This is a genomic window from Halanaerobium sp., from assembly GCF_003070835.1.
On the sequence record NZ_QBLR01000020.1, the window covers coordinates 1 to 14,686 of the forward strand.

The window sequence follows — 14,686 nt, forward strand, 5'->3', positions numbered from 1 at the left end:
ATGATATAAGTGAAATTATTGCAGGCGATTATCAGACCGGAAAAAAGTTCAACGGTTCTTTCTGAATTAAAAGAGGCGGGTTTTCCGGCGGTAACTAAAATGGATGTTGCAGGAAGAGGTAAACAGCGAGGAGTTAAAGTTGGTAATATTCATTATGATGAACTACCAAAAGAACTTTTAATGATGGTTTTAGAAGATGAAGATAAAGATGATGTAATTAAGATAATAATGAAAACTGTTAGAAGTGGTAAAGAGGGCAGCTATGGAGATGGTAAAATATTCGTCAGTGATGTTGAGGAAGCATATACCATCAGCTCAAACAGTAAGGGCTTATAAAAATATTAATTGAAAATTAGAGAAGTCAAAAATATATTAACTATATGGATTCTTGTGGAGGTGAAAGATATGAAAGAGATCATGGCTGTAATTAGAATGAATAAAATTAACCAGACAAAAAAAGCTCTGGCGGTTCAGGGTTTTAATTCTCTAACCTGTGTAAAAGTTACTGGCAGGGGTAAAAAGAAAGTTAATTATGAGCTTATAGAAAAAATGCTTGAGGGAGAAGAAGAGATAATTAAATCCAAAGAAGTGACAGAATCGATTACTGAGGGTCATCGTCTGATACCAAAGAGACTGGTCATGACTGTAGTAAAAGATGAAGATGCTGAAAAAGTAGTTGAGACAATAATTGATGTAAATGAAACCGGAAATCCAGGAGATGGTAAGATTTTTATTTTACCGCTTGAAGATGCCTTTAGAGTAAGAACAGGTGAAAGCGGTAAAGCAGCAATATAGAAAAGAGGTGAAGATAATGAAAAATAATAATGCGGGGATTGAAGATGTTTTAGATGAAGTATTACAGTCATATCCCGCTAAATCAATGAAAAATAGAAAAGAACACATTCTGGTAAAAGAAAAGAAAAAAGGGAAGCATAAAATTAAAGCTAATACAAGAACTATTCCAGGAATAATTACCAATCGGGGTTGTGCTTATGCCGGTTGTCGAGGAGTTGTTTTGGGACCATTAAAAGATGTAGTTCAACTTGTACATGGACCAATTGGGTGTAGTTATTATGCCTGGGGAATGAGAAGACACCAGGGAATGGCAGCTGAGGGCGGCAAAAACTTTATTAATTACACTTTTTCTACAGATATGCAGGATTCTGATGTTGTTTTTGGAGGAGAAAGAAAACTAAAAGAAGCGATTAAAGAAGCAGTAGAAATTTTTAATCCTTCAACAATTATGATTACAGCTACCTGTCCTGTAGGTTTGATTGGTGATGATATTAATAGTATAGCCAGACAGGCAGAAGAAGAGTATGGAATTAAAGTCATGGCATTTAATTGTGAAGGTTATAAAGGTGTAAGCCAGTCAGCAGGTCATCATATTGCAAATAATAATATTATGTCTGATCTAGTTGGTATAGAAGATAAGGAACTTGAACATAAATATCCAATTAACCTGATGGGTGAATATAACATTGGGGGAGATGCTTTCGAGATAGAAAGAATTTTAGATAAAATTGGTTATGATATTGTAGCTTCATTTTCTGGTAATGGTACAGCAGATCAGATTAAGTATTCCCACGAAGCTGATCTTAATTTGGTACAGTGTCACCGTTCAATTAACTATATTGCAGAAATGTTTGAAGAGAAATATGGTATTCCCTGGTTAAAGGTTAACTTTTTAGGTGTGGATGCTACTATCAAATCTCTGCGTAATATGGCTGAATACTTTGATGATCCCGAGTTAAAAGAAAGAACAGAGAAAGTAATAGCTGAAGAGCTGGCTCAAATAGACGGACCACTCAACAGATATAAGGAGCTTTTTGAAGGTAAAACAGCTTTTCTCTTTGTTGGAGGTTCTAGAGCTCATCATTATCAAAATGTATTTAAGAGAATTGGAATTGAAACAGTTGTAGCTGGATATGAATTTGGTCATCGTGATGATTATGAAGGAAGAGAAGTAATTCCTGATATTGAAATGACAGCAGATGATCGTAATATTCCAGAACTTGAAGTTACAAAAGATGATAAAAAGTATAAAATGAGGATTTCAGAAACTAAAAAGAAAGAATTGCAGCAGAAAATGCCTCTTGATTATTATGAAGGTATGATTAAAGAAATGGAAGACGGAAGTATTGTTATTGATGATTTAAACCATCATGAACATATTAAATTAACCGAAGCTTTAGAACCGGATATTTTCTGTTCTGGAATTAAGGATAAATATACTTCTCATAAAATGGGTATTTTTTCAAAACAGCTGCATAGTTATGATTACAGTGGTCCTTATGCAGGATTTAAAGGACACCTTCAGTTTGCAGAAGATATTGCAGCTGGAATTCTCAATCCCAGCTGGAGTTATATTAATCCACCCTGGAAAGATAATGTAGAATTAAAAGGCACAATAGGAGGTGTCAAATAATGCAGGACTTAGTACCAGAAGAATATAAAGAACGTAATTCACTTGTTATAAATCCGGTAAAAACCTGTCAGCCCATTGGAGCAATGTATGCAGCTTTAGGCATCCACGGAGCTCTGCCGCACAGTCATGGTTCACAGGGATGCTGTTCTTATCACAGAATGCACTTAACTAAACATTTTAGAGAACCTGTTGTTGCTTCATCCAGTTCATTTACAGAAGGAGCCTCAGTATTTGGTGGTCGGGCTAATCTTGAGACAGCTTTAAAAAACATATTTGCTGTCTATGATCCTGAAGTTGTAGCGATTAATACAACCTGTTTATCAGAAACAATTGGTGATGATATTGGATCAATCATTAATGGATATGATGTTCCAGAAGGAAAGACAATTATCCATGCCAGTACACCAAGTTATGTTGGTTCCCATATTTCTGGGTTTTCAAATATGGTTAAGGCAATGATTAAACAGCTTTCAGAAAAGAATAAAGATGCTAAGACAAACAATAAATTAAATTTAATACCTGGATTTGTCGATCCCGGAGATATCCGCGAGATTAAGAGAATATTAGAAGCTATGGATATCGACTACATTTTATTTCCGGATCAGAGTGATGTACTTGATACACCTTTGGATGGCAACTATGATATGTATCCAGAAGGGGGAGTTACCATTCCAGAATTAAATGACACAGGTAATTCACAGGCTACTATTGCACTGGGAGAATTTGCTTCTTCAGATCCTGCTTTTGAATTGGAAAAAAAGCATGATGTAAAACCATATACTTTAAAATCACCGGTGGGCATTAAAGCAACAGACGAATTCTTAATGCAGCTGATGAAACTAACTGGAAAAGAGGTTCCTGCAGAAATAGAGAAAGAAAGAGGACAGCTGGTTGATATTATTGCAGATACTCATCATCAGTTCCATGGTAAAAAAGTAGCTATTTATGGGGACCCTGATATAGTAATTTCTTTAACTGAATTTGTTTTAAGTCTGGGAATGAGACCTGCTCATGTATTAACAGGTACTCCGGACAATAAGTTTGAAAAAATAGTCGAAGAAATGATGGAAGATGCAGACTGGGATTATAATATAACTGCAGGAGGAGACTTATTCCAGCTTCATCAGTGGATTAAAAATGATCCTGTAGATTTAATGCTTGGTAACTCCTATGGTAAATTAGTTGCCAAACAGGAAGACATTCCCCTTGTAAGAGTTGGATTCCCTATTCTGGATAGAACAGTACACTCATATTTACCAACAGTTGGTTATAAAGGGGCTATGCTGCTTCTGGAAAAAATCAGTGGTGCTTTACTTGATAGAAGAGATAGAGATACTGACATTCAATTGACAGAGTTTGTACTTTAACTAACAGCTGTCTTTATTGGAGTTCATTGTAAATTAATTCATAACTTCATTTTTAACTAAAATATTAAATTGAAGTTAAAATATTTAACCCATCTGTTTTTTTAGGAATATCATCAGTAGAGAGTAGTGTTAGGTAATGATAATTTGCTTTAAACAGATGGGTTATTTTTTCATTTTGGAGGTGAAAAAATGAAGAGTCCAAAGAGTAATGAAGCTCTTGCGGAGAGAAAAGATTTTATTATGACCAAAGGAGATAATAAGGGAAATATTAAGTGTGATCAACATAGTTTGGCTGGTGCAGTTAGTCAGAGAGCCTGTGTATATTCAGGAGCTAGAGTTGTATTAAATCCAGTAAAAGACGCTTATCACCTTGTTCATGGTCCAATTGGATGTGCCAGCTATACCTGGGATATTCGAGGAAGTTTAACTTCAGGGGCTGATTTTTTTCGCAGCAGTTTTTCTACTGACTTAAGAGAAAAAGATATTGTTTTTGGTGGGGAAGCGAAACTAGAAATTGTTATAGAAGAATTAATGGAGAAAGAACAGTATAAGCCAGAAGTAATTTTTATATATTCAACCTGTGTAGTTGGAGTTATAGGTGATGATTTAAAAGCTGTAGCTAGAAAAGCAGAAGAAAAATATGGGGTTAGAGTGATTCCTGTCGAATCTTCAGGTTTTGCTGGTACAAAATCAAAAGGATATAAAGCTGCTTGTGAGGCATTATTAAATTTAATGAGTGATTTTAAGGCTGAAAGTAATAGAGTAGATAGTAATAAAAAAGCCGCAGATAGAAAAAATAAAATCAAAGAAATAAGTGATAGAAGTGAAGATTATACTGGTATGAATACAAAAGAAAAAATTAGGGTTTTGCAGAAAAAATTAAGATATATTAATTCTCTACAGACTGGAAAAGCAATAGATGATTTTAAGAATAAAAAAATTAAAGAACAGGTTGAAAAAGGAAAGTATAGAAAAAAAATTAATTTGCTTGGAGATTATAATCTGGCAGCTGAAGGCTGGATAATAGAAAATTATTTAAATGAAGTAGGAATAGAACTTGTAGCCAGATTTACTGGTGATTCAAGTATAAAAGATATTCGCAGAGCACCAACTGCTGAGTTAAATATAGTTCAGTGTGCTGGTTCGATGAAATATTTAGCTAAAAGGATGCAGCAAGAATTTGGAATACCATTTTTAGAGATATCATTTTTAGGACTTCAGGATAGTCTAGATTCTCTGCGAAAGATAGCTCGATTTTTAGATGATCAGATAATTATTAATAAAGTTGAAAAGTTAATTGCCCGAAGATTGCCAGATACTGAAGCAAAGTTAAAAATATATAAAAACTATCTGGCTGGGAAAAAAGCCGCAATTTATGTTGGAGGTGCTTTTAAGGCAATTTCTCTTGTTAAACAGTTCAATGATTTAGGAATTAAAACTGTTATGGTAGGTACTCAAAATGGTAAGGAATCGGACTATGAAGAGTTAAAAGAGTTAACTGATTCTGGAACTATTATTTTAGATGATGCTAATCCATCTGAATTGGAAGTTTTTATGCGTGAAAAAGGAGCAGATGTTTTAGTAGGTGGAGTAAAAGATAGGGCTCTGGCCTATAAAATGGGAATTGCTTTTTTTGATCATAATCATGAACGCAAACATCCGCTTGTAGGTTTTGAAGGAGTTGTTAATCTGGCTCAGGAACTGGATTTGACAATTAACAGTCCGATTTGGAAGGCAATCAGGAGTGGTATAGATGAGTAATTTAAAAAGATTAAATGTAAATCCCTGTAAGATGTGTATGCCTATAGGAGCTGCTATTGCTTTTAAAGGTATAGAAGAGAGTATGCTTTTAATGCACGGTTCTCAGGGATGCAGTACTTATATGAGAAGACATATGTCAACACATTATGAAGAGCCAATAGATATCGCATCTTCTTCAATTGATGAGGAGGGGACTGTTTATGGAGGAGAAGAAAATTTAAGGCAAGGTTTAAAAAACCTAATTAAATTATACTCTCCTAAAGTTATAGGAGTGGTAACTACCTGTCTTGCAGAAACTATTGGTGAAGATATTAACAGAATAGTAGTAGACTTTAAAAAGAAAAATGATGTTAAAGATATTTCTATAATAACTGTATCAACACCTGGTTATGGAGGTTCTCAATTTGAAGGTTATTATCTTACATTAAGAAAAATTATAGAACAGCTAGCAGAAAGTTCAGGCTACAAAAGTTCTAAAGTAAATGTTATTGCAGCAAGCTTGAGTCCAGCAGAGATTAGGGAAATTAAGAAGATTTTAGATTTATTTGATCTTGAATATACAATGCTGCCAGATATTTCAAGAACTTTGGCTGTTCCTTTTACAGAAGATTATAGTAAAATTCCTCCAGGTGGAACTACAGTTTCCGAAATTAAAAAAATGGGGGATGCAGACTTTACAATTGAGTTTGGAGATTTAGTTGACAGCAGTTTGTCGACTGCTGTATATCTTAAAAATGAATTTGAGATACCTGCTTATAGACTTCCGATTCCAATTGGACTTAAAAACACAGATAAATTTATTAATATTCTGGCAGAAATATCCGGCAAAAAAATTCCTCAAAGTTTAAAAGAAGAAAGAGGCAGACTAATAGATACGATGATTGACTCTCATAAGTATAATGGAGAAGGTAGAGCAGCTATTTTTGGTGATCCAGAAATGATTTATGCAGTAAGTTCTATCTGTCAGGAAAATGGAATCGATCCAGTTATTATGGCTACTGGAACTGATTTAGATATTTTTGAGAAGAAATTAAAGGAATTAACTGCAGAAACCAGGGTAAATAATCTAATTTTTAGCGACACTGATTTTGAAGAAATCAGAAATTATGTTAATGAATATGACATTAATATTATGATAGGAAACTCAGATGGCGCATTTATAGAAGAAAAAGACGGAGTTCCTCTAATTAGAGTTGGATTTCCAATTCACGATAGAGTAGGTGCTTCAAGACAGCAAAATATAGGTTATCAGGGTTCTAATAATTTTCTTGATCAGATAACTAATCAGCTGCTGGCATTAAAGCATAATAATTACCGAAAAGATCTATATAAAGAGTATTATCAGTCTAATAATGACAAAAAAACTTCCCAAAAGCCTGAAGAATTAAAAGTAGGTGAGAAATAATGGCTTTGAATACTAAAATTAAAAGCAGAGATGAAATTATAAAGGCAAAAGTTGATGCTTTAAAAGCAAAAGAGATAGAAAATAAAACGAAAACTCACCCCTGTTACAGTAAATTTGCTCATAATTATGCCAGAATGCATATCCCAATAGCATCAAAGTGTAATATTAGCTGTAATTACTGTAACCGGAAGTATGACTGTTTACATGAGACAAGACCAGGGGTAACAAGTAAGTTGTTGTCACCTTATGAAGCACTGGAACGATTTAGAATGGTCAGAAATAAAGTTGATAATCTGAGTGTTGTTGGAGTTGCTGGCCCTGGAGATGCTCTGGCAAGTTTTGAGGAAACTAGAGAGTCTATAGAGTTAATTAAAGCCGAAGATTCTGAACTAACTTTTTGCCTTTCAACAAATGGTTTGAGTTTACCTTCATATCAGGAGGAAATAGTTAAACTAGGGGTCAGTCATGTTACAATAACCATTAATGCTGTAGATCCTGAGATTGGTGCAGAAATATATGAGAAGGTTAATTATCAGGGTCAAAAATTAACTGGGATTGAGGGAGCAAAAGTTCTACTAAAAAACCAGCTATCCGGTCTAAAATATCTGGCCCAGAACGGAGTACTTTGTAAAGTTAATATTGTTTTGATCAAAGGGATAAATAATTATCATATAGAAGAGGTTGTAAAAACTGTAAAAGAGGCTGGAGCTTTTATGACAAATATTATGCCTTTGATTCCAGTAGAAAATACACCTTTTGAAAACAATCCGCTGACAAGTAAGGTTGAACTTGATTATTTAAGAAATAAATGTGAAGATAATTTAAAACAAATGTATCACTGCCAGCAGTGTCGTTCTGATGCTGTTGGATGCTTAAAAAAAGATAGATCATTAGAATTTAAAGAGAAAGAAGATGGGCTGCAAACTGAGACTAAAGAGAGTCAGATTCCAAAAACACTTGAAGGAAACTATTATCTAAAAAAAGAAGAAAGACTTTTTGCTGCAGCATCTCAAGATGGAGAGATAGTAAATCTTCACTTTGGTCATGCAGAAGAGTTCTATATTTATAAAGTTAAAGGTAGTTCCATTGAATTTGTAGAAAAGAGGAATGTCAAGCAATATTGTATTGATAAAGAATGTGATGATAAAGAAGATAGAATAGGTAATATTATTAACACTATCTCTGATTGTGAAGCAGTCCTTTCAGTCCGAATTGGAACTGTGCCTAAAAGAAAGCTTTTAAGAAATAATATCAAAGCTATTATGGTTTATGATAAAATTGAGGCAGCGATTAGATTTGCACTTGGAGAAATGTATTCTGCAAACACAGGCTGATTTTAGATTCAAAACCCAAAAAATAGCCTAAAATAATTATATAAGTTAAATAATAATATTAAGGAGAAATAATAATGAACAAACCCAAGAAACACATATTTGTCTGCAGTAGTTCTAGAATTAACGGTCAACAGCGAGGTTTTTGTGAAAAAAAAGATTCTATCAGGTTAATACAAAATTTGATGAGAGAAGTTCAAGAACAGGGCATAAGTTCTGAGGTAATAATTACAAATACCGGCTGTTTGGGGATCTGTAATCAAGGTCCAATAGTAATTATTTATCCTGATGCTGTCTGGTATGGAAGTGTTACTCCAGATGATGCTGAAGAAATAGTTAAATCTCATATTTTAAATGATAAAATAGTAGATAGGTTAGAAATATAAATTATATTTTTGGTGAGCTGATTTTATGATAAAATTAAAGAGAAGTAAAATAATTTCTTTGTTTATGTTTATCCTATTAATTTTAATTTTTTTTAGTTTTTCAATCAGAGCTGAAGAAAAAATAAGGGTGATGGCTGCAGCAAGTTTAACAGAAATGTTTACAGAACTTGCTGAAGCATATGAGAGTGAGAGTGGTGTTGAAGTAGAATGTAATTTTGCTGGTAGCCAGGCTTTATACAGTCAAATAATAATGGGAGTTGGAGCAGATATATTTGCTTCTGCAAATGTAAAATATATGGACCAACTTGAAGAGAAAGAGATAGTTGAAGACCCAAAAATATTTGCTAAAAATAAACTGATAGCTGCTGTTAATAAGGAAAGTGGTCTTAATAAGTTTAGTGAGCTTGCATTAGAAAAAGTTAAACTAGTAATAGCTGATGAATCAGTTCCTGTTGGATCATATACTATTAAAATGTTAAACAAAGAAAAAGATAATTCTCAGTTAGAGAGTGATTTTAAAGAAAAATTCATGAATAATGTAGTATCTAAAGAGGTTGATGTTAAAAGTGTTGTTAACAAGATTTATTTAGGTGAAGTTGATGCAGGTATAGTCTATCAAACTGATATAACTCCAAAAACCTCAGAAAAACTGAAGGTTATAGAAATAGAGGATAGCTATAATGTTATTGCATCTTATCCAATAGCAGTTTTAAATTTTTCTGCTAATAAAAAAGAAGCTCAAGACTTTATTGAATACATTTATTCTGATGCAGGAGGTAAAATTTTAGATAAATACAGATTTGTAAGAGTAGGTAGTGATTAAAATGGAAAATAATATAGGACCCAAACAAAATACGGAAGCTATTTCTCCAGACATTATTCTGGAGAATAGTTTTTTAGACTACTTTCGTAATTATTTAGATCTAGATTTAACCCAAATGATTTTGTTCTTTTTAGCGGGGGTAAATGTAGTCTTTGTAATATTAATTATAGCCTCTTTATTTTTAAGCACTTCTATTGAGGGATTGGTTACTACAGTAAATAATATAAATACTCTGATGGCAATAAAAGTGTCAATTCTTTCGATTCTAATATCAATTACGATTACAGTTTTAGTTGGAGTGCCATTTAGTTATGTTGTAAGTCAGAATAGAAGTAGGATCAACAAAGTAGTTAATATGTTTATCAAACTGCCGCTTGTTATGCCTCCAACTGTAGCCGGACTGGCTCTCTTGCTTACTTTTGGTAATCGGGGTATTTTAAGTGATATTATTAATACGCTAAATCTTAATCTGCCCTTCACTTTTACAGCTCTGGTTATTGTACAGGTTTTTGTAATGCTGCCTCTCTTTACTCAATCATTGAAAAATGGTTTTGAAGCGATAGACGAGGAAGTAAAAGAAGCAGCAATGGTTTTTGGAGCAGAAGAAAAGGATATCTTATTTAAAATCTACCTTCCTTTAAGTATTAAACCATTACTAACGGGTATTATTATGTCCTGTCTTCGAGCAGCAGGTGAATTTGGAGCAACTATGATGTTTGCTGGTAATCTATCTGGAAAAACACAGACGCTTTCAACGGCTATTTATATAATGGCTCAAAAAGACTTGAGCCAATCAATTGCTTTGGCTGTTGTTTTAATAGTTACTTTTTCTTTACCTTTAATCATATTAGAGTTGAAATTGAAATAAATTCAATTTAAAATAAACTTGTTAAATAATAATCTAAGGAAGGAATTATTTTGGAATGAGAAAAATCAAATTTGTTGATACAACACTCCGGGATGGTGAGCAGACTCCTGGAGTTGTTTTTTCTAAAAAAGAAAAAATACTGCTGGCCAAAAATATTGACCGCTTAAATATTAGTATAATTGAGGTTGGAATTCCTGCAGTAGGAGAATTAGAAAGAGAAATAATTAGGAAGATAATCGATTTAAATCTTAAGACAGAGATATTGGTGTGGAACAGAATGAAGATAGAGGATATTAAACTATCCTTAAATTGTAAGGCTAAAAATATTCATCTTTCAGCGCCTGTCTCAAATATTCAGTTAGAGCTAAAACTGAAAAAAGAAAAATCAAAGCTGCTGGCTGAAATGGCAGAAGTAGTAAAGTATGCAAAATCCGCAGGATGCATGGTTTCTATTGGGGCAGAAGATGCTTCAAGAGCAGAAAAAGATTTCCTTCATCAGTATCTTGAAACAGCAGAAAATGCCGGTGCTGATAGGTTTAGGTATGCTGATACAGTTGGGATTTTGGATCCTTTTACTAGTTATAAAAGCTTAAAAGAATTAAGAAATAAAACGGAGCTTGCACTGGAGTTTCATGCCCATAATGATTTTGGAATGGCTGTAGCTAATTCTTTAGCTGCTTATCGGGCAGGAGTTGATTATATTAGTACAACCATTGGCGGAATTGGAGAGAGAGCTGGGAATACGGATTTCAAAAAAATTGTTGATGCTTATAATTATTTCTATGGTGATGAGTTTAAAGTTGATACAAATATTTATCAGGAAGTTTTTCAAATCCTGCAGAATGCACTTTAATTTAACTATTAAATTAAAAACCCCTGCTTTTTTTAAAATAAGCAGGAGTTTTTTATATTAATTATATTCTTTTAAAGAGCATCTGTACCTTCTTCACCGGTTCTGATTCTAACTGCATTTTCTACATCAGAGACAAATATTTTACCATCTCCGACTTCACCAGTTTGTACAGCTTCTGTGATTGCTTTAACTACCTGATCAGCCTTGGAATCATCTACAACAGTTTCAACTTTAAATTTCTTGCGAAGTCTTATTCGATAGGTTACACCTCTGTACATCTCAGTCTGTCCTTTTTGAGAACCATAACCCTGAATCTCTTTAATATTAAGACCGCTAATACCAATTTCTTCGAGACAATCAATAACTCTATCAGTTTTATCTGGACGAATAATCGCTTCAATTTTTTTCATTTAAAAAAACACCTCTATTTTGGATTTTTAATTTACTTTACTTATCTGTTTTAATGTTTACCATAAAATCTGGGTAAGAATCTGTACCGTGTTCTGAGTAATCAAGACCTTCGATTTCGTCTTCTCTAGATACTCTTAATCCAATTACAGCATCAATTGCTTTAAAGAGTATATATCCAAGTCCGAAAGCCCAGAAGAATACAGCTACAACACCAATAATCTGAGTAATTAGTAAACTAACTCCGCCTCCAAAAAGAAGTCCACCTTCTGTAGCAAAAAATCCAACTGCAATTGTTCCAAAAGCTCCACAGACACCGTGAACAGAAACAGCACCAACAGGGTCATCAATCTGTAATTTATCAAAGAATTCAACAGAGTAGATAACAATAATACCTGCGATTCCACCAATAATTACGGCAGATAAGTTGCCGACAGCTGCTGTACCAGCTGTAATACCTACCAGACCAGCTAAAGCTCCGTTTAAGGTCATACTAACATCTGCCTTACCATACTTAATCCAACTGACAATCATGGCCATAACTGCACCAGCAGCAGCTGCCAGGTTAGTTGTTACTGCAATAGGTGCGATAGATAAGTCAGTACCAGCTACAGTAGAACCAGGATTAAATCCAAACCATCCAAACCAGAGAATGAATACACCAAGTGCAGCCATTAAAAGGTTGTGACCTGGAAGAGCATTTGCGCTTCCATCTTCATTATATTTACCGATTCTTGGTCCTAAAACAATAGCTCCAGCTAAAGCAGCCCAGCCACCAACAGAGTGAACAACAGTAGAACCAGCAAAGTCAACAATTCCCATTCCTGCTAACCAGCCGCCACCCCAGATCCAGTGTCCTACAACAGGATAAATAAATGCGGTAATAACAACACTGTAAGCTAAGTAGCCAGAAAAGTTAGTCCTTTCAGCCATAGCACCAGAAACAATTGTTGCTGCAGTTGCTGCAAAAACTGTCTGGAAAATAAAGAATGCTGCAATAGGAATATCAAGTCCTAAGTTTGCAAATGTATCCTGAAGAAAATAACCTGTACTTCCAATAAAGCCATTTCCTGCTCCAAACATAAAAGCAAATCCAACAGCCCAAAATACTAAAGAACCAGAAGCAAAGTCCATCATGTTTTTCATAATAATGTTACCTGCGTTTTTGGCTCTTGTAAAACCAGCCTCTACCATTGCGAATCCAGCCTGCATAAAAAACACTAAGAATGCTGCAATCAAAGTCCACATTGTATCAATTGCAATCGCATTTGCTGCTGCCTGATCCTCCTGGGCAAAAACCATACCACTAAATAAGATAACCAGCATAAATGTCGTCAAAATCACCTTCAAAGCCTTACTACTCATTACTCTACTACTCATAATAATTTCCTCCTTGTGTTAGGTATGTGTTAACTATGGGTAAATTATAGTCTGGCTTTAATAATAAAGCAAGTGATTTTGAGTTTATATAATAGTATACAGTTATTTCGTATTTTTATTATTCCTTATTTTATTCACAAAATACTCATGAAAAGCTAAGCTATCAGTAAGCTCAGGATGAAATGCTGTTCCTAACAGACAATCACTTTCTACAGCAGTAATTTGCTTATCTTTTTTGTGTAATATCTCTAGTTTTTGATTAAACTTAGTTATTATTGGCGCTCTAATAAAGACTAATTCTTGTGGAATATTTGACACTTTTTTTATCAGGTTCCTTTCTACAAAGCTATCAAGCTGACTGCCGAAAGCATTTCTTTTAATCTTAATGTCCAGTAATCCAAGTTGGTCTTCATTTTCTCCCTCAACTTCTTTTGCCATTAAAATTAAACCTGCACAAGTCCCCCAGATTACTTTTTGCTGTTGATAAAAGTTAATAATAGGCTGTTTGAATTTATAGCTTTCAATTAACTTTCTCATTGTGGTGCTCTCCCCACCAGGAATGATTAGCCCAGAACATTTCTGCAGCTCTACTGGTTTTTTGACAGGGACTGCATTAGTACCCCTAATCCGATTTAGATGATCGATGTGTTCTCTAAATCCTCCCTGTAGAGCAAGTACTCCAACTGTAATCTCCATTTTACCAGCCCCGATCAGCCATTTTTTCTGCATCTGTTAGGCCGTTAATATCAATTCCTGACATTGCCTTTCCTAAATCTTCGGATACTTCTGCAACAATCTGGGGATCTTGATAGTGAGTTGTTGCTTTAACAATAGCTTCAGCTCTTTTAACAGGATTTCCTGAGCGAAAGATTCCAGAGCCAACAAAAATTCCATCACAACCAAGCTGCATCATTAAAGCTGCGTCTGCAGGAGTTGCGATTCCACCAGCAGCAAAATTTACCACAGGTAATTTGCCATTCCTTGCAGCATATTCTACTAAATTAAAAGGCGCTCTCATTTCTTTAGCAGCTGCCATCAATTCTTCACTTCCCATATTTATTAGCCTATTGATTTGAGATTTGATTTTACGCATATGACGAACAGCTTCAACTACATTTCCTGTTCCAGCTTCACCTTTTGTTCTGATCATAGCTGCACCTTCTCCAATTCTTCTAAGAGCTTCACCAAGATTAGTAGCTCCACAGACAAAAGGGATATTAAAATTTCTCTTGTCAATATGATGAGCTTCATCAGCAGGAGTTAAAACTTCACTTTCATCTATGTAATCAATCTTAAGTGCTTCTAAAATTTGAGCTTCTACAAAATGTCCAATTCTAACCTTTGCCATTACAGGAATTGAAACTGTCTCTACAATTTCTTTAATCATTTTTGGATCTGACATTCTGGCGATTCCGCCTTCTTTTCTAATATCTGCTGGAACTTTTTCCAAAGCCATAACAGCCACTGCTCCAGCATCTTCAGCAATTTTTGCCTCTTCTGCATTAGTGACATCCATAATAACTCCACCTTTTAACATTTGAGCTAGATTCTTGTTTAAACGATATTTTTCTGACATTTTTAATTTCCTCCAATTGATAAATTTAAATTGTAATGATACAATAATGATATAAAGAAACTCAATTTACTAAATCGCAATACAATTATAGATTAAGTAA

General features: G+C 34.1%; 15 protein-coding genes. 11 read left to right on the forward strand and 4 right to left on the reverse strand.

The window, feature by feature from the left end; translation table 11 throughout:
- The first annotated feature begins 9 nt into the window (after window positions 1-9).
- The 11 genes from CI949_RS03955 to CI949_RS04005 all read left to right on the forward strand — a co-directional run bounded on the left by CI949_RS03955 (window position 10) and on the right by CI949_RS04005 (window position 11,222).
- The gene (locus CI949_RS03955; RefSeq protein WP_133531011.1) at window positions 10-336 is read left to right on the forward strand and encodes a P-II family nitrogen regulator; all 327 of its coding nucleotides are present in this window, start codon (window positions 10-12) and stop codon (window positions 334-336) included.
- A 69-nt stretch (window positions 337-405) separates the two neighbouring features.
- Window positions 406-795: a P-II family nitrogen regulator gene (locus CI949_RS03960; RefSeq protein ID WP_108139988.1), complete on the forward strand. Its 390-nt coding sequence runs from the start codon at window positions 406-408 to the stop codon at window positions 793-795.
- A gap of 16 nt (window positions 796-811) precedes the next feature.
- On the forward strand, window positions 812-2,428 hold the full coding sequence (gene nifD, locus CI949_RS03965; protein ID WP_108139986.1) for a nitrogenase molybdenum-iron protein alpha chain: 1,617 nt from the start codon (window positions 812-814) through the stop codon (window positions 2,426-2,428).
- Window positions 2,428-3,795 carry a nitrogenase molybdenum-iron protein subunit beta gene (nifK, locus tag CI949_RS03970; protein ID WP_108139984.1) on the forward strand — a complete coding sequence of 456 codons (1,368 nt, stop codon included), beginning with the start codon at window positions 2,428-2,430 and terminating at the stop codon, window positions 3,793-3,795. The genes nifD and nifK overlap by 1 nt, the downstream gene beginning before the upstream one ends.
- A 189-nt stretch (window positions 3,796-3,984) precedes the next feature.
- The gene (locus tag CI949_RS03975) at window positions 3,985-5,556 is read left to right on the forward strand and encodes a nitrogenase component 1 (RefSeq protein WP_108139982.1); all 1,572 of its coding nucleotides are present in this window, start codon (window positions 3,985-3,987) and stop codon (window positions 5,554-5,556) included.
- Window positions 5,549-6,961 carry a nitrogenase iron-molybdenum cofactor biosynthesis protein NifN gene (nifN, locus tag CI949_RS03980; protein WP_108139980.1) on the forward strand — a complete coding sequence of 471 codons (1,413 nt, stop codon included), beginning with the start codon at window positions 5,549-5,551 and terminating at the stop codon, window positions 6,959-6,961. Before CI949_RS03975 ends, nifN begins: the two co-directional genes overlap by 8 nt.
- Window positions 6,961-8,295 carry a nitrogenase cofactor biosynthesis protein NifB gene (gene nifB / locus CI949_RS03985; protein WP_108139978.1) on the forward strand — a complete coding sequence of 445 codons (1,335 nt, stop codon included), beginning with the start codon at window positions 6,961-6,963 and terminating at the stop codon, window positions 8,293-8,295. Before nifN ends, nifB begins: the two co-directional genes overlap by 1 nt.
- Window positions 8,296-8,369: 74 nt before the next feature.
- A complete protein-coding gene (locus tag CI949_RS03990; protein WP_108139976.1) occupies window positions 8,370-8,678 on the forward strand; it encodes a 2Fe-2S ferredoxin in 309 nt (102 codons plus the stop codon).
- A 25-nt stretch (window positions 8,679-8,703) separates the two neighbouring features.
- Window positions 8,704-9,501, forward strand: a complete 798-nt coding sequence (gene modA, locus CI949_RS03995) for a molybdate ABC transporter substrate-binding protein (protein WP_108139974.1) — start codon at window positions 8,704-8,706, stop codon at window positions 9,499-9,501.
- Window position 9,502: 1 nt separating this feature from the next.
- A complete protein-coding gene (locus tag CI949_RS04000; protein WP_108139972.1) occupies window positions 9,503-10,369 on the forward strand; it encodes a molybdenum ABC transporter permease in 867 nt (288 codons plus the stop codon).
- 55 nt (window positions 10,370-10,424) lie between these two features.
- On the forward strand, window positions 10,425-11,222 hold the full coding sequence (locus tag CI949_RS04005) for a homocitrate synthase (protein WP_108139970.1): 798 nt from the start codon (window positions 10,425-10,427) through the stop codon (window positions 11,220-11,222).
- A 71-nt stretch (window positions 11,223-11,293) separates the two neighbouring features.
- Here the strand turns inward: CI949_RS04005 and CI949_RS04010 are convergent, their stop codons facing one another.
- From CI949_RS04010 to pdxS, 4 genes are all read right to left on the reverse strand, one after another.
- Window positions 11,294-11,632, reverse strand: coding sequence for a P-II family nitrogen regulator (locus tag CI949_RS04010; RefSeq protein WP_108139968.1), 339 nt, complete (start codon window positions 11,630-11,632; stop codon window positions 11,294-11,296).
- A 37-nt stretch (window positions 11,633-11,669) separates the two neighbouring features.
- Entirely contained in the window at window positions 11,670-13,010 is a 1,341-nt protein-coding gene (locus tag CI949_RS04015) for an ammonium transporter (protein ID WP_108139966.1), read from the reverse strand.
- Between the two features lie 102 nt (window positions 13,011-13,112).
- Window positions 13,113-13,739 (reverse strand): pyridoxal 5'-phosphate synthase glutaminase subunit PdxT, encoded by a 627-nt coding sequence (gene pdxT, locus CI949_RS04020; protein ID WP_290763219.1) that lies wholly within the window; start codon window positions 13,737-13,739, stop codon window positions 13,113-13,115.
- A complete protein-coding gene (gene pdxS, locus CI949_RS04025) occupies window positions 13,708-14,586 on the reverse strand; it encodes a pyridoxal 5'-phosphate synthase lyase subunit PdxS (RefSeq protein WP_108139962.1) in 879 nt (292 codons plus the stop codon). Before pdxS ends, pdxT begins: the two co-directional genes overlap by 32 nt.
- Window positions 14,587-14,686: the final 100 nt, after the last annotated feature.

Bases quoted from the DNA above. Each gene is read 5' to 3' on its own strand.
- CI949_RS03960 (WP_108139988.1), top strand. From the start codon at position 406: ATGAAAGAGATCATGGCTGTAATTAGAATGAATAAAATTAACCAGACA.
- nifD (WP_108139986.1), top strand. From the start codon at position 812: ATGAAAAATAATAATGCGGGGATTGAAGATGTTTTAGATGAAGTATTA.
- nifK (WP_108139984.1), top strand. From the start codon at position 2,428: ATGCAGGACTTAGTACCAGAAGAATATAAAGAACGTAATTCACTTGTT.
- CI949_RS03975 (WP_108139982.1), top strand. From the start codon at position 3,985: ATGAAGAGTCCAAAGAGTAATGAAGCTCTTGCGGAGAGAAAAGATTTT.
- nifN (WP_108139980.1), top strand. From the start codon at position 5,549: ATGAGTAATTTAAAAAGATTAAATGTAAATCCCTGTAAGATGTGTATG.
- nifB (WP_108139978.1), top strand. From the start codon at position 6,961: ATGGCTTTGAATACTAAAATTAAAAGCAGAGATGAAATTATAAAGGCA.
- CI949_RS03990 (WP_108139976.1), top strand. From the start codon at position 8,370: ATGAACAAACCCAAGAAACACATATTTGTCTGCAGTAGTTCTAGAATT.
- modA (WP_108139974.1), top strand. From the start codon at position 8,704: ATGATAAAATTAAAGAGAAGTAAAATAATTTCTTTGTTTATGTTTATC.
- CI949_RS04000 (WP_108139972.1), top strand. From the start codon at position 9,503: ATGGAAAATAATATAGGACCCAAACAAAATACGGAAGCTATTTCTCCA.
- CI949_RS04005 (WP_108139970.1), top strand. From the start codon at position 10,425: ATGAGAAAAATCAAATTTGTTGATACAACACTCCGGGATGGTGAGCAG.
- CI949_RS04010 (WP_108139968.1), bottom strand. From the start codon at position 11,632: ATGAAAAAAATTGAAGCGATTATTCGTCCAGATAAAACTGATAGAGTT.
- CI949_RS04015 (WP_108139966.1), bottom strand. From the start codon at position 13,010: ATGAGTAGTAGAGTAATGAGTAGTAAGGCTTTGAAGGTGATTTTGACG.
- pdxT (WP_290763219.1), bottom strand. From the start codon at position 13,739: ATGCAGAAAAAATGGCTGATCGGGGCTGGTAAAATGGAGATTACAGTT.
- pdxS (WP_108139962.1), bottom strand. From the start codon at position 14,586: ATGTCAGAAAAATATCGTTTAAACAAGAATCTAGCTCAAATGTTAAAA.